Origin of the sequence: Leisingera sp. SS27 (assembly GCF_028368855.1) — a bacterium.
Classification (GTDB): Bacteria; Pseudomonadota; Alphaproteobacteria; order Rhodobacterales; family Rhodobacteraceae; genus Leisingera.
Map to the genome: position 1 here is coordinate 128,482 of NZ_JAQNCY010000009.1, position 23,407 is coordinate 151,888.

A 23,407-nucleotide genomic window follows, 5' to 3' on the forward strand; every position below is an offset into this window, starting at 1 on the left:
GCGCCGGGCGGGTTCACCCGCCGCGCCGCTCTTCCACTTCGCGCAAACGCTCAGGGAACTTGTCGATGGTGCGGGACAGCTCGCGCACCGTCCAGGGGTGCGGCTTGCGCAGCTTGACGCCGCCGTCCTTGCCCACCAGAACCAGCATGAAGCCGCGCGGCCGCAGCTTCTTGCGCAGGGCGGACTTGGCAGCCGGATCGGTATCGGTCAGCACCACGACATCGCGCGTCTTCAGTGCTTCGATGCCCTCCATCAGCCGTTCCATCTGTTCATGGAACCGCGGGTCCTCGGGACTGTCGGCAAACACAACCACTGGGCGGTGCGTCCACTGGAATTCCTCCAGTTCCACATCATACCCGGGCTTGATCAAATCGGCCGCAGTTCCATCTGCCGCCGCAGCCGCCAGCGGCAGGAAGCCTGCCAAAACAACGCTTAGGATTGCTCTCATGATCTCTCCTGTTGTGTTGAATATATGTGCGCCGGCGGCAAATGCGACTGTGAAAACCGCCACTTGGACAAAAAACATCTTCGTTAACGGGATAATGAGGGGTTGCCGGCCATGATCGTGCCATTCCCCTTGACCGGGCTGCGGCCTGCGGCCCTCCATCAGAGGCCCCGTAACGCTATGAAAGTCATCCTGCACACCGGCGCCCACCGCTGCGCCACCACATCGTTCCAGGAATACATGCGCCAGAACGTGCTCGGCCTGAACCGGCAGGGCATCGGCTTCTGGGGGCCGTACCGCACGCGCAAGGGGCTGTTTCATGGCATCCAGCCGGGCCCGGCGCAGGTGACGGGCCGCGATCTGGTGCAGCGTGCGCAAGGCAGGCTGCAGATCCGCCTGGCGGGCTGCCGCGAACGCGGCATCACACAGCTGCTGGTGAGCGAGGAAAACATGATCGGCGCGGTGCGCCAGAATCTGCGGCTTGGCGACCTTTACGGCGGCGTCGGCGAACGGATGGCGCGTTACGCGCAGGCCTTCAGCGGCGCAGTGACCGATGTGGCGCTCTCGATCCGCAGCCTCGACAGTTACTGGACCTCCGGCCTCGCCTTTGCGGTGGCGCGCGGGCACAAGATGCCGACCGCCGACAGCCTCGACCGGCTGGCGTATTCCGCGCGCAGCTGGCGCGACGTGATCACCGACATTGCTGCGGCCATGCCCGGCGTGAACCTGCATGTGCTGCCGTTTGAAACCTTCGGCACCCGGCCTGAGGCGGCGCTGACAGCCCTCACCGGCATCAAGGCACCGCGCGCCCATGCGCGGGTGCGCCTCAACGCCTCGCTGTGCCTGCAGGACCTGCGCGCCAGCCTGCCGCCGGCAGTGGCAGCCGACCTGCCCGAAGGGACAGGCCGCTGGCGCCCCTTCAGCGACGCCCAGACCGCTGCCCTGCGCGAGGCCTATGCCGACGACATGATGTGGCTAGCGGGCGGGGCGGACGGCCTCGCGGAGCTGGCAAAAGACCCGGATAAACAGGCGGCGGGCACGAACCCGCCCCGTATCGCACTGACAAGAGGAAGACCTGATGACAAACAAAGACGAATGGCGGGCTCTGGCTGAGAAAGAGCTGCGCGGACGGGCGGTCGACGACCTCAACTGGCAGACGCTGGAAGGCATCGAGGTCAAGCCGCTCTATACCGAAGACGACACCAGGGATCTGCCCCACATGGGCACGCTCCCCGGTTTCGGCCCCTTCACCCGCGGGGTGAAGGCCACCATGTACGCAGGCCGCCCCTGGACCATCCGCCAGTATGCGGGCTTCTCCACGGCGGAAGAATCCAACGCCTTCTACCGCCGCAATCTGGCCGCGGGCCAGCAGGGCGTCTCGGTCGCCTTCGACCTCGCCACCCACCGCGGCTATGACAGCGACCACCCCCGTGTGGTCGGTGATGTCGGCAAGGCGGGCGTTGCCATCGATTCAGTTGAGGACATGAAGATCCTGTTCGACGGTATCCCGCTCGACAAGGTCTCGGTCTCGATGACCATGAACGGCGCAGTGATCCCCGTGCTGGCGTCCTTCATTGTTGCGGGCGAGGAGCAGGGCCACGACAGATCCCTGCTTGCGGGCACCATCCAGAACGACATCCTCAAGGAGTTCATGGTCCGCAACACCTATATCTATCCGCCGAAACCCTCGATGCGGATCATCTCGGACATTATTGAGTACACCTCGAACGAGATGCCCAAGTTCAACTCCATTTCGATCTCCGGTTACCACATGCAGGAGGCCGGCGCGAACCTGGTGCAGGAGCTGGCCTACACCATCGCCGACGGGCGCGAATACGTGCGGGCCGCGCTGGACGCGGGCATGGACGTGGACAAGTTCGCAGGGCGCCTGTCGTTCTTCTTTGCGATCGGCATGAACTTCTTCATGGAAATCGCCAAGCTGCGCGCCGCCCGCACCTTGTGGCACCGGGTGATGACCGAATTCGGCGCCAAGTCCGAACGCTCCAAGATGCTGCGCACCCACTGCCAGACCTCCGGCGTGTCACTGCAGGAGCAGGACCCCTATAACAACGTGATCCGCACCGCCTATGAGGCGATGTCGGCAGTCCTCGGCGGCACCCAAAGCTTGCACACCAACGCGCTGGATGAAGCCATCGCGCTGCCCACCGATTTCTCCGCCCGCATTGCCCGCAACACCCAGCTGGTGCTGCAGGAGGAAACCGGCGTCACCAACGTCGTCGACCCGCTGGCCGGCTCCTACTACATCGAAAGCCTGACGGCTGAGCTGGTCGACAAGGCCTGGGCGCTGATGGAAGAGGTCGAGGAGATGGGCGGCATGACCAAGGCCGTCGAGAGCGGCATGCCCAAGCTGCGCATCGAAGAGTCGGCAGCCCGCCGCCAGGCGATGATCGACCGCGGCGAGGAAGTGGTCGTCGGCGTTAACAAGTACCGCAAGGACAAGGAAGACCCGATCGACATCCTGGATGTCGACAACCACGCGGTGCGCGACGCCCAGATCGCCCGCCTGCAAAAGATGCGCGAGACCCGCGACGAGGCCGCCTGCCAGGCCGCCCTCGATGAACTGACCCGCCGCGCCGCATCAGGCGAGGGCAACCTGTTGGAAGCCGCAGTCGAAGCCGCCCGCGCGCGGGCCTCAGTCGGAGAGATCTCCATGGCAATGGAAAAGGAATTCGGCCGCCACCGCGCGGAAGTCAAAACCCTGGCCGGCGTCTATGGCGCCGCATACGAGGGCGACGAGGGCTTTGCCGCGATCCAGAAGTCGATCGAGGACTTCGCCGAGGAAGAGGGCCGCCGCCCGCGTCTTCTGGTGGTCAAGATGGGCCAGGACGGCCACGACCGCGGCGCCAAGGTGATTGCCACCGCCTTTGCCGACATCGGGTTTGACGTTGACGTGGGCCCGCTGTTCCAGACCCCGGCCGAGGCCGCCCAGGACGCCATCGACAACGACGTCCACGTGATCGGCATCTCGTCCCAGGCGGCGGGCCACAAGACGCTGGCGCCGCAGCTGGTCGAGGCGCTGAAGGCGGAGGGTGCCGGCGACATCATCGTGATCTGCGGCGGCGTGATCCCGCAGCAGGATTACGAGTTCCTGTACTCCAAGGGCGTCAAGGCAATCTTCGGCCCCGGCACCAACATCCCCGAGGCCGCCCAGGACATCCTGCGCCTGATCCGCGAAGCGCGCAGCTGAACAGAGCAGGGGGGGGCTGCCTGCCCCCGGTCCCCCCCCGGGGGTATTTCGGACCAGAAAGAAGCGGACGCCCAGTCTGCTATGGCGGTTAAGGCCACTCGTTCCAGCAAAGACTGACATCATTGTCGGTATCGAAGCAGTGATAGTTTGGGAACTGCGGATTGAACGCGTCACTTTCATACAGATACCTGAGCGCGGCGTGAAAGGCTGCCCGCTCTCGCGCCGGAAGTCGGCGGTAGTCCCGCCACTGACTTTCAAATCTGAACTCGGCATTTGACCGATTGTCCAAGGTCCGGACGGCATCCAGCAGCATAATTGCGGAACAGGGAAGCCAGCCGGTCCGCCCCTGAACATGAGACGTCAGTTCTACGACCTCCGCGGGGAACCAGCGTTCGCCCGGCGGATAAGCCAATGTCGGGCTGTCCAACAGATCGGTCAGCGCGCCCATGTGCTTTTCAAGGTCCATTCCATAATCTGCGGCGGCGACGCTTTCGATCTCAGCCGACGTCATGCTCCGGGCGATGGGGATCAGTATTTCTTCCACGTCAGAGAGCGCTCGGGTCAGCAAGTCTTCCTCTGAGGGTTTGCAGTCATCCGGCAGAAGGCGTGAGTGCCGCAACCGCTTAAACCCGTTCATCAACGCGGCCCGGACCGGCGGCGTTGCGGCTCGGTAGATGTCCTTGTACTCCTCCCAAAGCCAGCTCAGATCCTGTGCGGAATCCTTGTTTGAAAGCGAAGCCATGATCAGGACAGACGCGGCTGTCAGGACGGCGTCAGGGTTGGTTTCGGGCGACACCGCAGCCAGCCAGAGCGCGTCATTCATGGCCTGTGAAAAACACATGCCGGAATATTGCGACGGGTCCTTCAGAAACAGCGTAAGCTCTTTGAAAAGAGCGTTGTTGTTCTGGGTGATCGGGTAGATCGATGCCGGCCCGAGGAACTTGTGCACCTGATGAAGGTCCGACAGGGCTTGGTAATTTCTGAAATCGAATGAGGTCATTGAGGGCAGAAGCTTGAAAGAAACGGAAAAGGTCGGGTTGGTATCTGCCACAATTATAGGGAGAGCTCCAAAACTCAAGTGGGGCTAATCCTGATTTCCGGCACGCCTTTACAGTAGCAATTCCTGCCTTGCACCCTGCCGCAGCGCCGCTAGTCTCAGCCCGCAAAAGGGGAGGCGCGAATGATACTCGATCATCTGGCCGTGGCAGGCGAACCGCTGGCAGAGGCCGTTGCCCATACTGAAGAGGCCCTTGGCATCTCGCTCGGTTCCGGCGGAAAGCATGCCCGCTATGGCACCCATAACCGGCTGATCGGGCTGGAGGACGGGCTGTACCTTGAAGCCATCGCCGTCGACCCGGACGTCCAGCCGCAGGAGAAGCCGCGCTGGTTCAATCTCGACCGGTTTGAAGGCCCCGCAAGGCTTAACAACTGGATCCTGCGTAGCGAAAGCCTTGAGGCTGAGAAGCCTCTGCTGCCGCCCCATGCGCAGCGCCATGTGGCGATGCAGCGCGGCGATCTCCAGTGGCTGATGACGGTGCCTGCCGACGGGCTGCTGCCGTTCGACAACCTCTTCCCCGCCGCCCTGCAATGGCAAGGGGAGCCGCCTGCAGCGAAACTGCCGCAATCGGGCTGCCGCCTGACCCGCCTGATCCTCAGCCACCCCGAGGCTTCGGCTTTGCAGCAGGCACTGGACAGGATCATCGCGGACCCGCGCATCGCAGTGGAGCAGGGCGCCCCCGCAATGATGGCGGAATTCGACACGCCGCACGGGGCGAGGGTGCTGCGGTGATCATCCGCTCCGCAACCGAGGCCGACGCCGAAGCCGTTTGCGCCATCGCCAACTGGGTGATCCGCGACACACTGGCGACCTTCAACACCATCGAGAAGACCCCGGAACAGGTGCGCCAGCAGATCACCGCAAGCAACGGCGCCTATCTGGTGGCGGAGCAGGACGGGGAAATCCTCGGCCATGCTCATTTCTTCCCGTTCCGCGCCGGCCCCGGCTACCGCTTCACGGCTGAGCACACCATCCACCTGCTGCCCGCAGCACAGGGGCAGGGCGCCGGCCGCCGCCTGATGCAGGCACTGGAGAGCAAGGCCAAGGAATCGCAGATCCACGTGCTGATCGCCAGCGTCAGCAGCGCCAACCCGGGCGCCATCGCCTTTCACGCCGCCCTCGGCTACGTGGAAACCGCCCGGATGCCGGAGCTTGGCTGCAAGAACGGTCTCTGGCTCGACACTGTTTTCATGCAGAAAATCCTGACGCCGGGTATTCCCGCCCCTGACAGTGCCGCGAAACCCGGATAGGCTCGCCGCATGTCACTCTGGACCCGCATATCCGACGCGCTGGCCGCGCTTGCCGCAGGTGAAAGCCTCACCGACGTCTTTGACAAGCTGCGTGCGCCGCCCGAACGCACCGTGGCCTTTGCCATCGCCGTTATTGCTCTTGGCGCCAAGATGGCCAAGGCCGACGGCCAGGTCACACGGGATGAGGTCACCGCCTTCCGCGAGGTGTTCCAGATCGCCCGCGATGACGAGGCCGGCGCCGCGCGGGTGTTCAACATGGCGCGCACCGACGTCGCGGGCTACCAGGAATACGCCCGCCGCATCCACAGCATGTTTGCAAATGATCCCACCACGCTCTGCGACCTGATGGAGGGGCTGTTTCACATCGCCATGGCGGACGGCTTCTATCACCCCGGCGAAAACGAGTTCCTGGAGGAGGTGAGCCGCATCTTCGGCCAGACCCCGCAGCAGTTTCTAGCCTTGCGCGCGCGTTTCGTGCCGGATGCGCCCAAGGATCCCTATACGGTGCTGGGCGTTTCCCCTGAGATGACCCGTGACGAGATCCGCAAGCACTGGCGCAAGCTGGTGCGCGACACGCACCCGGATGCGATGATCGCCCGCGGGGTGCCGGAAGAAGCGGTGCGGCTGGCGGAGAAGCGGATGATCGACATCAACCGAGCCTGGGATGAAATCAGCGGATGCGGCGGCAATGCGGATCGCCACGTATAACATCGAATGGTTCGCCTATCTGTTCGACAAGAACGACAGGCTGATGCTGGACGCCAAGCCCTCGGGCGTGCACGGCGTCGACCGCTACACCCAGGGGCGCGCCATTGCCCATGTGCTGCAGCGCATTGATGCCGATGCCATCATGGTGGTCGAGGCGCCGAATACGGGCCGCACGCAGCGCACCACCCGGGCGCTTGAGGCCTTTGCGGCAGAGGCGGGCCTCAGGGCGCGCGAGGCCGTCAGCGGCTTTCCGAACGATACCCATCAGGAAATCGCGCTGCTCTATGATCCGGATGTGCTGGACGCCCGCCATGATGCCCGCTCCAGCCCTGCCGCGCCACGGTTTGACGGGGTGTTCGAGATCGACCTCGATGTGGATGAGCGGCTGGATCAGGTCGAGTTCTCCAAACCGCCGCTGGAACTGGCCGTCACCACCAAGGGCGGCACCGCCTTGCGGCTGATCGGCGCGCATCTGAAATCCAAGGCGCCGCATGGGGCCAGAACCGAGGCTGAGATCACCGCCGCCGCCATCGCCAACCGCCGCAAGCAGCTGGCGCAGGCAATCTGGCTGCACCGCCGTGTCGAGGAGCATGTGGCCGCAGATGAGCATGTGGTGGTGCTGGGCGACCTCAACGACGGCCCCGGCCTCGACCAGTATGAACAGCTGTTCGGCCAGTCCTCGGTCGAGATTGTGATGGGCGCTCTGCTGCACGATCCCCACGCCCAGAGCCTGCTGCAGCCGCGCCCTGCGATCCCGCCCAGCACTTCGCGGTTCTACAATGCGGAAACCAAACGCTTCACCCGGGCGCTGCTGGACTACGTGATGATCTCGCAAAGCCTGATGGGCCTGCGCCCCCAGTGGCGCATCTGGCACCCGTTCGAAGACGCGGAGTGCTACGCGGATGAGGAGATACGCCAGGCGCTCTTGGATGCCTCCGACCATTTTCCAGTGACGCTGGATATTGAGGTCGGGTGAGGGGAAGGGGCTGCCCTGGTCGCAAAGCTGCTGCTAAGGAGGAAATGGCAATTGTGAGCCCACTGCCGCCGTTGCTCGGGCCCTTCACTTTGCTGCCGCAGCAGATCGAACACTGCCCGAAGCGGTCATCAGACCGTATGGCAGCAATACCGAAACCGGACAGCCAATGCGCAAGAAACGGGTCGTTTTCGCTTCGCGTTGAAAGCTAATTTGGCATTCAGGAAACCTTCCGATGGAAACGCAAGACATGAACCAGCCACCGATGACATCAATGGATTTGAAGGCCGCGGCCATGCTGCTGCTGCTTGCCGCAGTATGGGGTGGGTCGTTCTTTTTTGGCGAAGTTGCGTTGTCAGAAGTTCCACCGTTCACAATCACCCTTCACAGGGTGTTCTGGGCTGTTCCGCTCCTTGCCATCATCGTTCGCTTCAAAGGATTGCGTATTCCCTTGTCACCAAAGGTTTGGGGCGCTTACCTCGTCATGGGGGCTCTCAACAATGCTATTCCTTTTTCGCTGATCTTTTGGGGGCAGACGCAGATCGACAGCGGGCTGGCATCAATTTTGAATGCAACGACGGCAATGTTCGCCGCAGTTGTCGCAGGGCTGTTGCTCAAGGACGAACCTCTGACGCCGAAGAAGATTGCGGGGGCCACACTGGGTATCGCAGGGGTGGCATTCATAATGGGGCCAAGTGCGGTGACTGAATTCAATCCCGGAAATCTGGCGCAACTCGCAATCCTTGGTGCCACTCTGTCTTATGCTTTTGCGGGAGTTTGGGGAAGAACAGCGCTGTCCGGCCAGCCCCCGCTGGTTAACGCGTTTGGCATGCTGGCTGGCAGCACGGCTCTCATGATCCCAGTTGTCTTCGCCGTTGATGGCCCCCCGAATATTGCCCTGTCCCTAAGCATTTGGGGGGCTCTTCTGGGCATGGCTGCTCTCTCAACTGCACTGGCGTACGTCCTTTATTTTGCAATTCTGGCGCGGGCAGGGGCTGCCAATCTGCTTTTGGTCACTCTGTTGATCCCGCCCTTTGCTATCGGGCTTGGTGTGATGTTCCTCAGTGAGCGGATGGAGCCGGAAGCCTGGATAGGGTTTGGCATTATTGCTTTGGGTTTTGCTGTCACAGACGGACGATTGTTCTCCCGCATTTTCCGGCGAAAACCGCAGCAAGCTGAATAGAGGCGCCTTATGTTAAGTGGCACAGCTTACCCTTCCTGAGTGGCGAGATCCTCCGCCACGGCTTAGCCCGGCCTTGCGTCGGGCTCTTTTTTAATGCCTGAGCTTTCCCGAGGGTGTCTCAACGGTTGAAAACTGGTTCAGACTCGCTGGTGGCTGCAATCAGCTTCAGTGCCCGTTTCTAGAAAGCTGCGCAAAGCTTGCAAAGGCAGGCTCCTGCGCAATGTTTCCGCTCTTAAGTCCCATCCCGCTCGAACGCCGCACGGCGTCTAACGGCGCTCTGCGTCGGTTGTGGGCAGCCGCCTCTGGTTGGTGACATCTCTGCGTTGAGCCCAAGACGGTCATTTCTATTTTGTGCTGCGAGCGCACGCAGCGCGAAAATTGCTGCGGCAGCGCAAATCCCTGTGCCGCTGTGCGGCGGGAAAAACGGCCGTTGATGCAAAGCGCAGCAAAGATCGTGGCGGCAATTCACATGTCGCGGGACAAAGCCGTCGCTCCGGTCGCCGGGGACAATGGCTGCAGGCCGCCGTATTGCGAACCTTCGTCCTAATAGCAGATCACCGGGGTCGTTCATGCTCGCTGGGCGGAAAGAAAAAATTCGCTGCAGCCAACCAGCCACAAACTTTGCGCCATTAAATCGGACGTTCAAATTGGAGGTCTGTCGATCTATTGAAAACGAAACATCGATCCTTTGAAAATTGCCAGCGGGCTGGGATGACAGTTTTTGGGACAGTATAAAGCTTGTCTCTTTCTATACCCTTCGCAGACATACCTAATGCTTTTGCGGTTGAAACATCTAAGTGTGTCAACAAGCTGGCACTTACTTACACCTTAGATGTGTTCCACAATGTGAAGAGGGCCGGAGAAAGCTGCAATCAGCCGGTAAATGTCGTGCGGAATGTGAAGCTGTAGCTGCCGGGCGCCAGGGCTTTGGGAGCACGCGGCACACGGGCTCTTTTTACCGCGGCTACTGCCGCTTGATCTACCTTTGCGTTGCCGGAGCTTCGGGTAATAGAAACGGTCATCAAACGCCCCTGGGTTGAGACCGTTAGGTGTAGCCGTACTGTCCCCTCCCCGCCACCGCGGGGCGGGCGTTTCTGCCGCTCGATCCGCGAGATGATTGCTGCACCCCAGCGGTTCTTGAGACTGGCAGTGCGCTTTGTATCTCCGGTGGTGGCCGCATCTGCGCCGCCGTCGCCCTTGGCCTGTTGGCGGCTGCTGCCGGCAGCTTGCTCTTGCATACTTTCCGTTGAAGGTGCGGGGGATGGGGCGGGTGCCGCTGCAGCGGGCGGAGGTGGTGGAGGCGGCGGTGATACTTGCCGCGCAGGTGCTGTGTCCGCGGCGGGTGCAGCGGCAAGCACAGGCGAACTGACAGCTGCCGGAGCGTGCGGGGCATAAGGCGCAGCCGGAGCGGCAGCCTGCACAGGCTGCTGCGGTGGGTCGGCTGGGGCCTTGGCAGGAGCTGGCGTGTGGACCTCCGGCGGACGGTTCCAGTCAGAGACCTGCTGCGTCAGCGCCTCAGAGGCGGCCGCCAGTGTCACTTGCCCGCTGCCGCTGCTGCCGAAGCCGGCTGCCCTTGTGCCGCCCTCGCGCATTGTCAGAAATGGCAAGGCGTGCAGCACAGCGGCGGCGGCAAGGCAGGCGGGGAACAAGGCGCGCCGGGTCAAGAGCCTGTACCTGTCAGGCTGACAGCCTTGATGCCTGCGTCGCGCAGCCGGGAGATCAGCGCCGCAACCTCGCGGGCAGGCACCCCGGCATCGGCGCGCAGTGTGAGGACCTCAAGTTCTGCTGCCTGCGCCGCAACAGCGGCCAGGGCGTCCCCACCTTCAGCTCCGGAGAAATGCAGCTGGCCGTCTGCGGCCATGAACAGCACCGCCTCCGGCGTCGGAGGTTCACCACTTTCCAGCTCCGGCGGGGTCACCGCAAAGGGCGCGCGTGGCGCGATTTGTGAGGACAGAAGGAAGAAGATCAGCAGCAGGAACACCACATTGATCATCGGCAGGATTGGCTCGCCTGCTTGCCGCTTCTTGGGTGTTGAGAAATTCATGCCGCTCACTCCATCACCACCAGGCCGGTGAAGCCGGCTCCGGACAGCAGACCTGCCGCATCCATCAGCTGCTGCAGCGAAGCCTTGGTGTCCGGTTGCAGGATGATCGCATCCGATTTCTTGCGGGTCAGCGCGGTCAACCGCTCCGCGAGGGCTTCTTCCTCCGCTGGAACCCCGTTCAGCCGCAACCCTTCGGCGGTCACCTGAACCAGACGTGGCGGCCCCTGATAGGCGCTGCCCGCGCCGTCCATGGCCAATGGCACCACCCGGTCGCGGCCGAATTGCGAGGCGAGCATGAAGAACACCAGCAGAAGAAACACCACGTCGATCATCGGCGCGAGGCTGAGGCGCTTTTTCGCGCGCGGTGTTCCAAAGGCAAGTGTCATTCTGCGGCGTGCCGCAGTGCCGGGCGGGCGGCTGCCGCGGAGAACACACGGGTCGCGGCGTCCTCCATTGCGGCTTGCTCACGCTCAGCCAGCCCCTCTATCCAGGAGGCAAGAGCCGAGGCCGGGATTGCCACCGCCATGCCCGCCGCCGTGGTCAGCAGCGCCTCCCAGATGCCGCCGGCCAGCACCGAAGGGTCAGCGCCGCTGCCGCTTTCCTGCAGGGCCTGGAACGCGCCGATCATCCCCAGCACGGTGCCAAGGAGCCCGACCAGAGGCGCTACGGCGGCAATCAGCTCCAGCGGGCGCAGGCCGCGGCGGAGGCCCGCCAGCTCTGCCTTGGCAATGCGGGTGGTCTCTTTTTCCGCGGTGTCTGGGCTGAACTCAGGTGTCAGAAGCGCCCGCATCGCGGACTGCGTCACCCGGTCCAGCGGCGTGCGGCCTGCGCTGTTGGGCGGGGTGCCCCCCGCACGCCATTGACCGAGCCAGGCGTCAGCCTGCGGTTTGCGCCAGGCACCCGCCTGCGCAAGCCCGATCACCCGCCAGAAGAACAGCGCCAGGGTCAGTACCGACAGCGCCGCGATCACCCACAGGGCGGGGCCGCCGCGGGCCATGAAATCGAGGAGAGGGGCTAGGGACATCGCAGCCTCCGTCAGTGGCCCGGGTTTTCCGGATCAGTTTGCTCAGTGCCGCGGTCAAAGCGTTCGGCGTAAGCCTCGGTCAGCCGGTTCGGACCATGCAGCACCCGCCATTGCCGGATGCCATTGCGCCAGCCGGCCCGGCCTTCGCGGGTGTCGGGCTCTACGGCATCCTCAGCCGGAATTTCCGTCTCCAGCAGCTCCCAGACCGCCTGCTTGCCCTGGCAGTATGCTTCGGCGCCCCAAGTGCTCAGCAGTTTCTGGAACGCGTCAAAGGCGGCGCGGTTGAAGACCTTGTCCTCGCCCAGGCGGCCTATCACCGGGTTCTCAGGATGGACGCCGCAGCAGGGCACCCAGCCTTCGGGGATGGGCGTGTTGGCGGAATGGGTGCGCTCGGCACGCAGCAGTTTGGGCAGCACATGGGTGTGCGGGCCTTCGGGAGACTTGCCGCCGGTGTCGGGACCGCCGATCATTTGATAAACTTCGACCCGGCCAAGGCGGGTCGGCAGCACCCGGTGCGGATGGTGCTTCAGGATTGCCCCCATCGCTGGGTTGCCGTGCTCAAACAGCGAGCGGCCGGCGTTTTCGTTCAGAACCTCCAGCAGCTCAGGGTCGGCGGTGCGGATGCAGAAATCCGCCTGATACTGGCCCAGCCCCATGTCGAACAGCTGGGTGCCGCGGTCTTCGTCGCGCAGCGCATCTTCGTCGGGGCCAAGCGCGGTCAGCGCAACGCGCTGGTTCATCGCGGCGGCGTCATGCGGCAAGCACAGCGACACGGCTTGCGTCCAGCGGTGCGGCTTTGGACTGAGCGTCTCATAGGCGACCGGGCGCACGCCCTCCAAGTTGTCGATGCGCACGCCGCCGCGGGGGGTTACCTGCATAAGCCCGGCATGCTCCTGCGGGGCCGGGTCGCCATAGACATGATGGAACTCGGCAATGGCGCCAAAAGACCCCATGTTCCAGCCGCAATCTTCTTGCATCAGCGCATCTTTCAGCACTTGGTGAAGCTCAGGCATGTGCTGCCCTCCTGTTGGTTGATTTCCATTCCAGGGCGCCCAGATGGACAGCCTGGTAAACGGCTTTGCCTATGGCTTCGCCGGTAGCGGTATGCAGCCCGGCATAGGAAGTTGCACCAGCCGGTGCCGCCACCGCAACACAGTCGGTTCCGGTACCGGTCGCGATGCCGCCTGGCAGGGCGATGCCCGCCTCCATCACTGCGGCGGTGCGGGCCTGGACCGCTATGCTCATCGCCTCGATCAGTCCGGCCTGGGTCAGTCCTTCGGAGAGGCGCAGGGCGACATTGATGGTGCCCCAGTTGCGGCTGGCGTAATCCATCCGGCTGCCGGCCCTTTCGGCATTGGACAGGCCGACAGTGGCCACCGCCTGAGCGCTGATGCCTTCTACAGCGGCTGAGGCCTCGCAATAGCGGCGCACATCCCGCGAGGTCAGGAAGGCCACGGCATCCTCGCAGCCCCTCAGTGCCAGTTCACCGGCAAACCATTCGGTCACATCCAGTTCCCGCGGCAGATCGCGGTTCCTGACCTCGCGCCACAGGATGCGGCGGGCGGTAACAAGGCCGGGGCGGTTCACCGCCCAGCTCAGCACTTGCATCTCTGCGCCGAGGTCAAACTCGATCCAGGGGCGTTCCAGGGTGACCGTGCCCATCACAGAACCTCCAGCGGCTGGAACACCGGCCCTTGCGCCGTTATCTCATGCCAGACCGAGATGCCAAAGGCGCGGGCCATCAGGTCCGGAGTCAGCACTTCGGCGGGCGGCCCGTCGGCGAGGATGCTGCCTTCGGCCAGCAGGATCAGCCTTGTGCAATGGCGCGCCGCCAGCCCCAGATCATGCAGAGAGACCAGCGCGGCGCGGCCTTCGGCCGAGAGGCTGGCAAAGACCTCCATGGTGGAGATCTGATGCGCCGGGTCCAGCCCGGCGGCGGGTTCATCGGCCATCAGCAGCGGCGTGTCCTGCGCCAGCGCGCGGGCAATCAGCGCGCGGGCCTGCTCGCCGCCCGACAGGCGCGACGCAGCGCGCTGGCGGAACGGACCGAGCCCCATGCGCTCAATCGACTGGTCGACCAGCGCCTGATCGCCTGGCGGCAGCCGCAGCCCCTGAGGCAGATGCGGCAGGCGGCCAAGCGCTACCAGCCGCTCCACCGGGACCGGCCAGGCAATTTCGCGAGATTGCGGCATCCAGGCCACCGCGCGGGCGCGCTCCGTGGCGCTCATCTCCGCCAGCGAGCTGTGCCCCTGCGCCGGAATCAGCCCCAGGGCGGAACGCATCAGGCTGCTTTTGCCAGCGCCGTTCGGCCCCAGCAGGCCGACGAATTCACCTGTTTGGATTTCAAAGGACACATCGCGGAGTACCGGGCGGTTCCGCAAGGTGACGGAAAGGTTCCGGACCGAAAGCACGCTCATGCCAGCCCCTTCCGCGTCTTATAGATCAGGTGCAGGAACAGCGGCGCGCCGACCAGGGCGGTGACCACTCCCAGCTTGAGGTCCCGCGACGGCAGGATGATCCGCACCGCAATGTCAGCCAGTTGCAGCATGATGGCGCCGCCAAGTGCCGAGGCCCACAACAGCCGCGACGGCTGGCCGCCAACCAGCGGACGCAGGATATGCGGCACCACCAGCCCAATGAAGCCGATGGCGCCGGCCACCGCGGTTGCGCCGCCGACAATGGCGGCAGTTCCGGCCACCAGCAGCAGCCGCAGCCGGTTCAGGTTCAACCCCATGGTCTGCGCCGCATCCTCGCCCAGGGTCAGCGCATCCAGACCGCGCGCCAGCGTCAGCAGGATTGCGCCCCCCGACAGCGCAAAGGGCAGTACCAGCCAGACATGCAGCATCGAACGGTCCGCCAGCGAGCCCATCATCCAGAACACGATCTCATTGGCGGCAAAGGGGTTGGGCGACAGGTTCAGCACCAGCGACGTGAGCGCCGCCGCCATCGCTGAGATCGCAATCCCCGCCAGGATCAGCGTCAGCGAGCCGCCCTGCGGCCCTGCCAGCGCCATCACCAGAAAGACACCCGCCAGAGCACCGGCCAGAGCGGCCAGCGGCAGGCCCAGGGTAAGGCTGGCCGCCAGCCCGGTGTTGATCGCCAGCACCGCCCCCAGCGCCGCCGAGGAGGACACACCGATCAGCCCGGGCTCAGCCAGCGGGTTGCGCAGATAGCCTTGCATCGCGGCACCCGCCAGCCCCAGCCCGCCGCCGATAATCACCGCCAGCAGCGCCCGCGGCAGCCGGATTTCGCGCATCACCAGGGTGAGCGGCCCGTAACCCTCATCAAACAGAGCGGCCAGGCTTTCGCCAGCGCCCACATCAGCCGGCCCCACGGTGAGCGACAGCAGGAACAGCGCCAGCACCGCTGCGGCCAGCGACAGCATCAGACGGGTCATTCCCGGCTCTCCTTATCCGCAAACAGCCGGCGCTCTGCGGCCAGGGTTTCCACCGCGCGCAGCACATGCGGGGTGCCGCAGACCCAATCCGCATCGCGTATCTGCCCGGCGCCGCTGCGGGCGGCCAGCTGCCGCACCACCGGATGCGCCAGATTGTCCTCGCTGCGCGAGGCGCGCGGATAGGGCGACGTGCCGATCAGCATTTCGGGCGCCGACAATGCCAGCAGTTCCAGCGGCATATGACCGGAGTGCGCATAGCCCAGCTCATCCGCGATATTGCGCAGCCCCGCCGCGCGCAGGATCCGGCCCGCGAGGGTCATACTGCCGGAAGTGAAGCCGTTGGCAGCATAGAGCGCGGCGCGTGGTGCCTCCGGCCCGGCTTGCTCCAGCTTTGCCAGCCGCTGGTCGTAGCCTGCCAGCAGTGCGCGGGCCGCCTCTTCTCGATCTAGAGCCTGACCCATCTGCAGGATACGCGCGCGCACGTCCTGCAGCGAGCTGGCGGGCTGGAACACCACCACCGGCACGCCAAGACGGCGCAGCATATCCGTGGTAGCCGGTGTCGAATAGGCGCCGGCAATCACCAGGTCAGGCTGCAGCAAATAAATTTCTTCGGCCAGCCCGTGGTTGATTGGATAGGCCAGGGCGTTTTCCGCCATGGCCGAGGCGCGTGTATCCCGCGCGATATAAGAAACCGAGGCCAGCTGCCCGGGCGCCGCAAGAAGCATCGCCAGCTGGTCGGTGCAAAGGTTCATCGACACCACGCGCGACGGCCCGGCAAAGGCGCCGGTGGCGGCCCACAAAAGGGCCAGGACTATGCCGGGCAGCCTGCGCATGGGTCAGAACGACGCCCGCACGCCGACATAGGCGGCGCGGCCGCGCTTGGCGTAGCCCCAGACGTCGGCGTAGTCCGCGTCGAACAGGTTGGTGACGCGCCCGGTCAGCACCACGTTATCTGTCAGCTCATACTGAGCAGCCACATCAACGGTGGTGTAATCCGGCAGCTCAGTTGTGGCAAAGGAGCCAAAGAACTGGCTGTCCCAATTGCCTGCCACATGCCGGATGTCCGCGGTGACGGAGCCGCGGCCGTTGAAAGTATCCAGAGTGGCGCTCAACAGAAGCTCGTGCTCCGGGCGGCGGATCTCGACCGAGCCATTTGGGTTGGTGGCGTCCAAATAGGTGTAGGACAGGCGCAGATCGAGGTATTCGGTGGCTTCCAGGCTTGCTGCCAGCTCAACACCTTTGCGATCACTGTCACCGGCTTGGTTGCGGTAGGAGAACGTGGTTGCGTTCACCATGTAGCTCTCGATCTCGCCTGTCAGCGTCTCGTCGAAATAGGTCACATCAACCAGACCGCGCCCTTGCAGGAACGGCACCTCAACCCCGAAATCGAAGCTGCGGTTTTCCTCCGGCTGCAAGTTCGGATTGCCGAGGTAGGTGGTGGAGCCGAATGTGCTGTTGGCAAACAGCTCAAAGTAAGAGGGATTCACGATACCGGTTCCAGCCGAGCTGTGCAGGCGCACGCCGCTGCCAGAAAAAGTGTAGGAGACACTGGCGGTCCAGCTGGTGGCGTCTTCGAATACGCTGTTGTTGTCGTGGCGCACCCCGAGCTGCAGGTCCAGGCCGTTGGCAAAGCTGCCGCGGTATTCCAGGGCAATCGAATTGGTTTCGCGCGCAAAGGCCGGGTTGGAACTGCTGGAGTCCTCTTCCCATTCCAGCATCGCGTTAAGAAGGTGGTCTGCTTGATCCGCTAACTGCCCGTCCAGGCCGAAGCTCAGCAGGTACTTTGCTGCTTCCGTTTTGGTCTCGGTCGGGGTACCGCCATTGAGGGACCGGTCAAAGTCAGTACGTTCGATTGACAGGCGGTGTTTCAGGCGGCCGCCCAATGTGTCCAGTTCAGCATAGACCTGAGCCAGTTGCTCATCCCGGTCACTGAATTGCGTCGGATCATCCACGACATAGCTGGCCGCATCCGTTGCGGTGAAGGAGGTGCGGTCGCTGTCATAGCGTTCATCCGACGTGCGGAAGTTGAAGCCAAGTTTCAGCCGGTCGGTGACCAGGTAGTCGCCTTTCAATTGCAGTGTATTGCGGCGGATGCCGTCTTCTTCACCGCCATCGCCCGAGGTGTCATAGCCGTCGTCATTGTCATGGGCGAAGCTGAAGGCGATACCGCCGCGCTCGGTCCGCGACGAAACCCGGGCCGAGGCCCGGTAGCCGTCGGACCCCGCTTCCGCGCTGCCGCCGTATTCCGTGCCGATGCCGCCGGACTTGGTGATGATGTTGATCACACCGGCCGAGGCGTTGGAGCCGTAGAACACCGATTGCGGGCCGCGCAGGACTTCGATCCGCTCGATATTGGCAGTGTCTAGGCCGGACAGAATGTACTCGCTGTCACCGCCCGAGGCTTCGACGCCGTCGATCAGGATCAGCGTGTGATTGGCTTCTGCGCCGCGGATGCGGACCTGGGTAAAGCTGTCGCCGGAGCCGCTCACCATCAGGCCGGGTACCGAACGCAGCGCGTCCTGGACGGTGGTGATGCCGCGATCATCGATCTCCTCGCTGGTCAGGACCGAGACGGAGCGGCCGTACTTCTGGGCCTCGACCGGCGTGAAGCCGCCGGAGACGATGATCTCCCCCAGATCGGTGACTTCTTCATCCTGAGCGGTTGCGATTACAGGGGCGGCGGCCAGGGCGGCGGCCAGGGACAAGCTTGCCTTGCGCATATTCCATTCCTCCCGGCCCGCGCAGCAAGCACAGGCCAAGCGGCTGCCCATGCCGGGCAGCATGTTCAAAATTTTGGTCTTTGGAAGGCTTTGCCCCCGCAGACGGTGAAAACTGCCACCACTACGGAAGTCCGTTGTCCTTGGCGCGCCCCGCACCCGGACAGGGTGATCATCCTGGCAGGTCTCCTGACTTGCGGGTCGAGGCTTTGCCGCGCCTTCCCGCCCCTTGGGGCAGTGGCATATCGCAGCATTGCTCTCCGCTCACAGTTGCGGGGGCAGTCACGGATTCGGCGCCTGTTGGCTACACCTCACCGTGTTCCCTTTTAACCGGGTGGTCTCCCAGCCGGACCAGAATGGCCGGGACTTAGGCAAACTGAACTTATTCTGTCAAGCGCCAAAGTCTAGTGAGGCGGCTTAGAGGGGGCGCCAAAAGGCGTCATCGCAAGAAACTGATTTCGTTAAATTGTTAAAACTGAATACTACTTCGGGAAATGGAGGACTGATGCGGTTAGGCTCAAAGTCCTTACTCGGAAGCAAAGGTGCATACGTATATCGCAGTATTTGATTGAAGTGGATGAACGCATGCCAGCCTCACTGCCGGCGGTGAACCTCAATCAGTGCATCTACCGCAGAACTGCTGCTTTGGGCCTGCCGAGTTGTGGCTGCTTCGATGCTGAGGAATGTCTGAAATGGTCCGGACAGGCTGATCCATTGCGTCGACTAGTGCCGACCTTGGAAACGCAACTTTCCTCGCATAGCTGCCGCTGAGATCAGGCGCAGCATTCGGTAGAATGGGCTCAGACCAGCCCAATGCATCCGCGGCGTTTCCCAAAGTACACGCAACCTGACAACGGCCATGCAAACCACCAGTAAACTGAGGCGTCAGCGCTGTGTTGATGTCTGGGATTGGCGGGAGGATTGGAGGGAGCAATATGCCAAGAGTCCAACTTCCCGCGGTCACCCCGAAACGAAGAGCCTGGAACAAGGGCCGGATCATCGGCCAGAAACGGCCGCTGTTGCCGAAACAGGTCTGGGCGATCCGCGCGCGGCTCGAACTGGCGGGCAACCTGCGCGATCTTGCGCTGTTTAATGTGGCGATTGATAGCAAGCTTCGCGGATGCGATCTGGTGAAACTGACCGTCACCAACTTGGTGAGGGACGGTCGCGTTCGCGAACGCGTGTCCGTGATCCAGAGCAAAACCAAGCGGCCCGTTCAGTTCGAACTCTCTGAAAACACGCGGGATACCATCGCCGCATGGATCAAGTTGCCGGAAATGATCGGCTGCCGCTTCATGTTTCCCAGCCGGTTTCACGACCGCCCGCATATCTCAACGCGCCAATATGGCCGGCTTGTGAGGGGTTGGGTGGCCGCGATTGGGCTAGAACCCAGTGGATACGGCACCCATTCGCTGCGCCGGACCAAAGCAGCTGAGATTTACCGCAAAACCGGAAATCTCAGAGCGGTTCAACTTCTGCTCGGTCACACCAAGGTAGACAGCACAGTACGGTACCTTGGTGTCGAACTCGAAGATGCGCTGAACATTGCCGAGCAAATCGACATTTGATCCACGTTGGCGGGCGGCTCTTGCCGTTCGCCAATCCTGAGCGGACCTGCGTTCGCGGCGCAGCGGTGGGTCGGATCGAGCCCAAACTGAAATGTCGAATTTCGCGCTGCATGCGCACGCAACAACAGAGATGCTGCAAGCGCTCAGATGTCAGCGCCGCAGAGCAGGGGAAGTAACGGTCATTCATGCTTGCCGCAGCGAAGACCAAACGTCGAAATCACAAGGCGCAGGAATTTCCGATCCTTCGCCGCACTTACAGTGCTTGAGCTAGTCTAGATCTCATAGTCCTTGCTGCCGTGTGCTAAGGAGCGTGTTTCAACCGCTTTTCTCACTGCCGGGGCCACGGGTGCAGCACCATTGCCATCGACGTTGAACCGGGCTACCAGTTTTGCCAAATTGATCGCGTTGGCGTTCAGCATATGACTTGCGGCCGTGGCTTCTTCCACCATCGCGGCGTTCTTTTGAGTCACCTGATCGAGCTGTGTCACTGCAGTGTTGATCTCGTGTAGGCCAGTGGATTGCTCCTCCGCGCCTTCGGCGATATCGGAGACCAGCTTCGAGATATGGCTGACACGGGTGGAAATTGACTGCAGAGCCTCGCCTGCCCGACCTACCAGATCGACACCCTGATCTACTTGGCGGGAGCTGTCGGAAATCAGCGTTTTGATCTCCATTGCTGCATCCGAGGAACGCTGCGCTAGTGCCCGCACCTCCGAGGCTACAACCGCAAAGCCGCGGCCGGCCTCACCAGCACGGGATGCCTCTACCCCAGCGTTGAGTGCAAGAAGGTTGGTCTGGAACGAAATATCGTCGATCACCTCAATGATCTGGTCGATTTTTCTGGAACTTTCCTCGATTGCACCCATTGCAGCGACTGCGTTTCGCACCACTTCGCCGCTGCTTACAGCCTCTTGGCGGGCCTCTCGGACGGTGTTTTCTACACGGCGCGCGCCCTTGGCTGCAGATTTCACGCTGGCTGTAAGCTCATCAATCGCCGCCGCTGTCTGCTCCAGGGTAGCAGCCTGGCTTTCGGTACGGTGCGACAGGTCATCCGAGGCTTGGCTGATTTCCGCCGCGCCGTTACGGATACTCGAAGAAGCCTCGATCACTTGCTGCACTGTGGTGTTCAGGTTGTCGATCGAGCCATTAAAATCGCCGCGCAGTTTTTCATATTCCTCCGGGAATGTCTCGGCGATGCGTATGGTTAGATCACCATTTGCCATACGTGATAGGCGCTCGCTTAGCTGCTGCACTACATATGCCAATTCGGCGTCTTTGCTTTGGGCCTTCTGCTGTTCGACCTCCTGCATACGAACCAATTCGGCGCGAAACGTCTCCAGCGCCCGGGCCATATCTCCAACTTCGTCGCCGCGCTTTTGGCCGCGGATTTCCACTGCGTTGTTGCCTTCAGCCAGGCCACGCATGGATACTACAATCCGTTGAATGCCCGAAGCGATGCCGGATCCTGTCACCAGCGCCATTGCAGCACCGATTATTATCGCAGCAACAATGGCGGCAGGGATCATTTTGCGCGTCTGAGCTGCGATCTCTTCGTTGGCAGCTTGGTTGGCAGCCATCGCCGCAGAAACTTCATTTCGGAGTTTCGTCATAGTGGATTGGAAACTATCAAAAAAGGCCTTGCCGCGTCCCTCGGCAACAAAATCCGCCATGTCATCCATTGTGGCCGCGTCGCCGATTTCTCGGCGCAAGTCCAGCATTGGCACCACAACCTCACCGCGCCATTTTTCAATTACTTCGGAAATTCCATCCAGCTGATCCAATAACAGGATGTCTTCCTGCATCGCGGCCCGGAAAGCATCTATACCGGCATCGAAACGCTGGGTTCCTTGCACAAAGGGTGTAAGGAAAGACTCTTCTCCCGCCAAAAGAAACCCGCGCATGCCAGTCTCCATGTCTACAGCTGCGGCAAGTAGGTTTTTTGCCATGCCAAGTACAAGATAGTTTCTTTCAACATCTTGGAATGGCTCCTGGAGTAGCCCTGGATCTGACAGGCCCGCGGTGATCCGTGATGTTAGAGAGTCACGATTATCTACCAGAAGAAGCTCTTCCATGCCGATCATCTGGCCGACAAGTGTACGAAATTCTTCAAAGTATACTTTACTCTTGGCTCTTTTTACTTCATCGGCCATGTCATTCATGGTCATGGCATCGCCAATCTCATGGCGCAGTTCTATAGCATTGACGGCCACTTCACTCTGCCACCCAGCAAGTATTTGTTCTGCTTCGGACAATAGTGCTAAAATGTTTGCCTCACCAACTGACATCTGCCGCAAAGTTTTAAAAGATTGTGCTACCCTAGTCTTTCCAGCGTCATAAGGAATTAGATATTCACTTCTGCCTGCGAGCAGATAGCCACGCAGTCCAGATTCCATCGTAGAAGCTGCTTCTGCCAGCGTCTGCGCCTCGCTTAATATTTCCTGTGTGTCAGCAACCATCTGAGTTGCTTTTTCCATACGTCCCAGGTTGACCACTGAAAGAATCCCGACCGCCAACACCAACACCAATGGAAAAAGCGCGACCAGAACGATTTTTGTTTTGGTGCTAAGGTTATCAATTGCAGATTTCGAAGCCGCGATTTTCGTAAGAAGTTTCATCGCATCATTCCTGATTGTATGGGAGGGACAGGTTAAACTGAAAGATAATCACCTCTTCCTTTTGATTGCTCATCAAATACGAATGCACTGTCACTAGAAATCTGGAACCTAGCGGACCGCAACTCGTCACGAAACGGGAAGTTAAAGCGCCAATCATCCACTTTCCAAATAGACACACCCAAGGAAAAAGATGCCAAAATGCGCGGCGCGCAATTTATTTTCCAATCATTTGCCACTTTTTAAAACACATCTTCCTGCGTATTCAGCCACTTCACCCAGCATTTCTTCGATCCGGATCAGCTGGTTGTACTTGGCCAGCCGGTCGGACCGCGCCAAAGAGCCGGTCTTGATCTGGCCGCAGTTGGTGGCAACCGCGAGGTCGGCAATGGTGGCGTCCTCGGTCTCGCCGGAGCGGTGCGACATCACGTTGGTGTAGCGGGCGCCGTGCGCCATATCGACCGCCTTCAGGGTCTCGGTCAGGGATCCGATCTGGTTCACCTTCACCAGCATCGAGTTTGCCACGCCGCGCTCGATGCCCTCAGCCAGACGCGCCGGGTTGGTCACGAACAGATCGTCACCCACCAGCTGCACAGAGTTGCCGATCTTATCGGTCAGCAGCTTCCAGCCGTCCCAGTCGTCTTCGGACATGCCGTCTTCGATGGAGATGATCGGGTAGTCATTGACCAGCGCCGCCAGATAGTCGGCATTTTCCTCGGAGGACAGGGATTTGCCTTCGCCGGACAGGACATATTTGCCGTCTTTGTAGTATTCGGTCGCCGCGCAATCCAGTGCCAGGTAAATCTCTTCACCGGGCTTGTAGCCTGCCTTTTCGATCGACTTCAGGATGAAGTCCAATGCCTCGCGGGAGGAGCCGATGTTGGGGGCAAAGCCGCCCTCGTCGCCGATCCCGGTGCTGAGGCCTGCGGCCGACAGCTCTTTCTTCAGGGTGTGGAAAACTTCCGAACCCATGCGCACGGCTTCGCGGATGTTGTCCGCGGCCACCGGCATGATCATGAATTCCTGGATGTCGATCGGGTTGTCGGCATGCTCGCCGCCGTTGATGATGTTCATCATCGGAACCGGCAGCACGCGGGCCGAGGTGCCGCCGATATAGCGGTAGAGCGGCTGGTTAGTTACTTTAGCTGCTGCCTTGGCTGCCGCCAAAGAAACTCCCAAAATTGCGTTCGCGCCCAGGCGGCTCTTGCGGGCAGTTCCGTC

General features: G+C 62.0%; 22 protein-coding genes and 1 riboswitch. Of the genes, 8 read left to right on the forward strand and 14 right to left on the reverse strand.

Annotated features, from left to right (window positions below):
- Window positions 1-13: 13 nt before the first annotated feature.
- A complete protein-coding gene (locus N6L27_RS17700) occupies window positions 14-448 on the reverse strand; it encodes a DUF4174 domain-containing protein (RefSeq protein WP_271908673.1) in 435 nt (144 codons plus the stop codon).
- A gap of 177 nt (window positions 449-625) precedes the next feature.
- Between N6L27_RS17700 and N6L27_RS17705 the strand changes: the two genes are divergently transcribed.
- Complete coding sequence (locus N6L27_RS17705; protein WP_271908675.1) at window positions 626-1,558, forward strand: hypothetical protein; 933 nt, start codon at window positions 626-628, stop codon at window positions 1,556-1,558.
- Complete coding sequence (gene scpA / locus N6L27_RS17710) at window positions 1,524-3,653, forward strand: methylmalonyl-CoA mutase (RefSeq protein ID WP_271908676.1); 2,130 nt, start codon at window positions 1,524-1,526, stop codon at window positions 3,651-3,653. The genes N6L27_RS17705 and scpA overlap by 35 nt, the downstream gene beginning before the upstream one ends.
- An 88-nt stretch (window positions 3,654-3,741) precedes the next feature.
- Here scpA and N6L27_RS17715 read toward each other — a convergent pair whose 3' ends face one another.
- Window positions 3,742-4,704, reverse strand: coding sequence for a hypothetical protein (locus tag N6L27_RS17715; protein ID WP_271908677.1), 963 nt, complete (start codon window positions 4,702-4,704; stop codon window positions 3,742-3,744).
- A gap of 129 nt (window positions 4,705-4,833) precedes the next feature.
- Here N6L27_RS17715 and N6L27_RS17720 point away from each other — a divergent pair, with 129 nt between their 5' ends.
- The 5 genes from N6L27_RS17720 (at window position 4,834) to N6L27_RS17740 (ending at window position 8,824) form a co-directional block, all read left to right on the forward strand.
- Window positions 4,834-5,442 carry a VOC family protein gene (locus N6L27_RS17720; protein WP_271908678.1) on the forward strand — a complete coding sequence of 203 codons (609 nt, stop codon included), beginning with the start codon at window positions 4,834-4,836 and terminating at the stop codon, window positions 5,440-5,442.
- Window positions 5,439-5,960, forward strand: a complete 522-nt coding sequence (locus N6L27_RS17725) for a GNAT family N-acetyltransferase (RefSeq protein ID WP_271908679.1) — start codon at window positions 5,439-5,441, stop codon at window positions 5,958-5,960. Before N6L27_RS17720 ends, N6L27_RS17725 begins: the two co-directional genes overlap by 4 nt.
- Window positions 5,961-5,969: 9 nt before the next feature.
- Window positions 5,970-6,668 carry a molecular chaperone DjiA gene (locus N6L27_RS17730; RefSeq protein ID WP_271908680.1) on the forward strand — a complete coding sequence of 233 codons (699 nt, stop codon included), beginning with the start codon at window positions 5,970-5,972 and terminating at the stop codon, window positions 6,666-6,668.
- On the forward strand, window positions 6,649-7,644 hold the full coding sequence (locus N6L27_RS17735) for an endonuclease/exonuclease/phosphatase family protein (RefSeq protein ID WP_271908681.1): 996 nt from the start codon (window positions 6,649-6,651) through the stop codon (window positions 7,642-7,644). The genes N6L27_RS17730 and N6L27_RS17735 overlap by 20 nt, the downstream gene beginning before the upstream one ends.
- Before the next feature lie 232 nt (window positions 7,645-7,876).
- Entirely contained in the window at window positions 7,877-8,824 is a 948-nt protein-coding gene (locus N6L27_RS17740) for a DMT family transporter (RefSeq protein ID WP_271908682.1), read from the forward strand.
- Between the two features lie 872 nt (window positions 8,825-9,696).
- Here N6L27_RS17740 and N6L27_RS23305 read toward each other — a convergent pair.
- From N6L27_RS23305 to N6L27_RS17785, 10 genes are all read right to left on the reverse strand, one after another.
- Complete coding sequence (locus tag N6L27_RS23305; protein WP_158525098.1) at window positions 9,697-10,062, reverse strand: TonB family protein; 366 nt, start codon at window positions 10,060-10,062, stop codon at window positions 9,697-9,699.
- Window positions 10,063-10,484: 422 nt separating this feature from the next.
- Window positions 10,485-10,868 carry a biopolymer transporter ExbD gene (locus N6L27_RS17745; protein WP_222505942.1) on the reverse strand — a complete coding sequence of 128 codons (384 nt, stop codon included), beginning with the start codon at window positions 10,866-10,868 and terminating at the stop codon, window positions 10,485-10,487.
- A gap of 5 nt (window positions 10,869-10,873) precedes the next feature.
- Window positions 10,874-11,254, reverse strand: coding sequence for an ExbD/TolR family protein (locus tag N6L27_RS17750; protein ID WP_271908683.1), 381 nt, complete (start codon window positions 11,252-11,254; stop codon window positions 10,874-10,876).
- Entirely contained in the window at window positions 11,251-11,892 is a 642-nt protein-coding gene (locus N6L27_RS17755) for a MotA/TolQ/ExbB proton channel family protein (RefSeq protein ID WP_222505944.1), read from the reverse strand. Before N6L27_RS17755 ends, N6L27_RS17750 begins: the two co-directional genes overlap by 4 nt.
- 11 nt (window positions 11,893-11,903) lie before the next feature.
- A complete protein-coding gene (locus tag N6L27_RS17760; RefSeq protein ID WP_271908684.1) occupies window positions 11,904-12,905 on the reverse strand; it encodes a DUF6925 family protein in 1,002 nt (333 codons plus the stop codon).
- Window positions 12,898-13,554, reverse strand: a complete 657-nt coding sequence (locus tag N6L27_RS17765; RefSeq protein WP_271908685.1) for an adenosylcobinamide amidohydrolase — start codon at window positions 13,552-13,554, stop codon at window positions 12,898-12,900. The genes N6L27_RS17760 and N6L27_RS17765 overlap by 8 nt, the downstream gene beginning before the upstream one ends.
- Window positions 13,554-14,309: an ABC transporter ATP-binding protein gene (locus N6L27_RS17770; RefSeq protein ID WP_271908686.1), complete on the reverse strand. Its 756-nt coding sequence runs from the start codon at window positions 14,307-14,309 to the stop codon at window positions 13,554-13,556. Before N6L27_RS17770 ends, N6L27_RS17765 begins: the two co-directional genes overlap by 1 nt.
- The gene (locus N6L27_RS17775) at window positions 14,306-15,289 is read right to left on the reverse strand and encodes a FecCD family ABC transporter permease (RefSeq protein WP_271908687.1); all 984 of its coding nucleotides are present in this window, start codon (window positions 15,287-15,289) and stop codon (window positions 14,306-14,308) included. Before N6L27_RS17775 ends, N6L27_RS17770 begins: the two co-directional genes overlap by 4 nt.
- Window positions 15,286-16,122 (reverse strand): ABC transporter substrate-binding protein, encoded by an 837-nt coding sequence (locus N6L27_RS17780; protein ID WP_271908688.1) that lies wholly within the window; start codon window positions 16,120-16,122, stop codon window positions 15,286-15,288. Before N6L27_RS17780 ends, N6L27_RS17775 begins: the two co-directional genes overlap by 4 nt.
- Before the next feature lie 3 nt (window positions 16,123-16,125).
- A complete protein-coding gene (locus tag N6L27_RS17785) occupies window positions 16,126-18,009 on the reverse strand; it encodes a TonB-dependent receptor plug domain-containing protein (protein WP_271908689.1) in 1,884 nt (627 codons plus the stop codon).
- A gap of 159 nt (window positions 18,010-18,168) precedes the next feature.
- A riboswitch (cobalamin riboswitch) is annotated at window positions 18,169-18,377 on the reverse strand.
- Between the two features lie 564 nt (window positions 18,378-18,941).
- On the opposite strand from N6L27_RS17785, the gene N6L27_RS17790 reads away from it, so the two are divergent.
- A complete protein-coding gene (locus N6L27_RS17790; RefSeq protein ID WP_271908690.1) occupies window positions 18,942-19,574 on the forward strand; it encodes a tyrosine-type recombinase/integrase in 633 nt (210 codons plus the stop codon).
- A gap of 272 nt (window positions 19,575-19,846) precedes the next feature.
- Here the strand turns inward: N6L27_RS17790 and N6L27_RS17795 are convergent, their stop codons facing one another.
- Both N6L27_RS17795 and eno read right to left on the reverse strand, forming a co-directional pair.
- The gene (locus N6L27_RS17795; RefSeq protein WP_271908691.1) at window positions 19,847-22,189 is read right to left on the reverse strand and encodes a methyl-accepting chemotaxis protein; all 2,343 of its coding nucleotides are present in this window, start codon (window positions 22,187-22,189) and stop codon (window positions 19,847-19,849) included.
- A 225-nt stretch (window positions 22,190-22,414) separates the two neighbouring features.
- Window positions 22,415-23,407, reverse strand: a 993-nt coding sequence (eno, locus tag N6L27_RS17800; RefSeq protein ID WP_271908692.1) for a phosphopyruvate hydratase, incomplete at its 5' end; no start/stop codon positions are given.

What these genes read in the sequence shown, in the direction of transcription:
- N6L27_RS17795 (WP_271908691.1), bottom strand. Translation starts at nt 22,189, where the DNA reads ATGAAACTTCTTACGAAAATCGCGGCTTCGAAATCTGCAATTGATAAC.
- N6L27_RS17770 (WP_271908686.1), bottom strand. Translation starts at nt 14,309, where the DNA reads ATGAGCGTGCTTTCGGTCCGGAACCTTTCCGTCACCTTGCGGAACCGC.
- N6L27_RS17740 (WP_271908682.1), top strand. Translation starts at nt 7,877, where the DNA reads ATGGAAACGCAAGACATGAACCAGCCACCGATGACATCAATGGATTTG.
- scpA (WP_271908676.1), top strand. Translation starts at nt 1,524, where the DNA reads ATGACAAACAAAGACGAATGGCGGGCTCTGGCTGAGAAAGAGCTGCGC.
- N6L27_RS17760 (WP_271908684.1), bottom strand. Translation starts at nt 12,905, where the DNA reads ATGCCTGAGCTTCACCAAGTGCTGAAAGATGCGCTGATGCAAGAAGAT.
- N6L27_RS17765 (WP_271908685.1), bottom strand. Translation starts at nt 13,554, where the DNA reads ATGGGCACGGTCACCCTGGAACGCCCCTGGATCGAGTTTGACCTCGGC.
- N6L27_RS17730 (WP_271908680.1), top strand. Translation starts at nt 5,970, where the DNA reads ATGTCACTCTGGACCCGCATATCCGACGCGCTGGCCGCGCTTGCCGCA.
- N6L27_RS17790 (WP_271908690.1), top strand. Translation starts at nt 18,942, where the DNA reads ATGCCAAGAGTCCAACTTCCCGCGGTCACCCCGAAACGAAGAGCCTGG.
- N6L27_RS17720 (WP_271908678.1), top strand. Translation starts at nt 4,834, where the DNA reads ATGATACTCGATCATCTGGCCGTGGCAGGCGAACCGCTGGCAGAGGCC.
- N6L27_RS17780 (WP_271908688.1), bottom strand. Translation starts at nt 16,122, where the DNA reads ATGCGCAGGCTGCCCGGCATAGTCCTGGCCCTTTTGTGGGCCGCCACC.
- N6L27_RS17750 (WP_271908683.1), bottom strand. Translation starts at nt 11,254, where the DNA reads ATGACACTTGCCTTTGGAACACCGCGCGCGAAAAAGCGCCTCAGCCTC.
- N6L27_RS17755 (WP_222505944.1), bottom strand. Translation starts at nt 11,892, where the DNA reads ATGTCCCTAGCCCCTCTCCTCGATTTCATGGCCCGCGGCGGCCCCGCC.
- N6L27_RS17775 (WP_271908687.1), bottom strand. Translation starts at nt 15,289, where the DNA reads ATGACCCGTCTGATGCTGTCGCTGGCCGCAGCGGTGCTGGCGCTGTTC.
- N6L27_RS17700 (WP_271908673.1), bottom strand. Translation starts at nt 448, where the DNA reads ATGAGAGCAATCCTAAGCGTTGTTTTGGCAGGCTTCCTGCCGCTGGCG.
- N6L27_RS23305 (WP_158525098.1), bottom strand. Translation starts at nt 10,062, where the DNA reads ATGCAAGAGCAAGCTGCCGGCAGCAGCCGCCAACAGGCCAAGGGCGAC.
- N6L27_RS17705 (WP_271908675.1), top strand. Translation starts at nt 626, where the DNA reads ATGAAAGTCATCCTGCACACCGGCGCCCACCGCTGCGCCACCACATCG.
- N6L27_RS17785 (WP_271908689.1), bottom strand. Translation starts at nt 18,009, where the DNA reads ATGCGCAAGGCAAGCTTGTCCCTGGCCGCCGCCCTGGCCGCCGCCCCT.
- N6L27_RS17745 (WP_222505942.1), bottom strand. Translation starts at nt 10,868, where the DNA reads ATGAATTTCTCAACACCCAAGAAGCGGCAAGCAGGCGAGCCAATCCTG.
- N6L27_RS17735 (WP_271908681.1), top strand. Translation starts at nt 6,649, where the DNA reads ATGCGGATCGCCACGTATAACATCGAATGGTTCGCCTATCTGTTCGAC.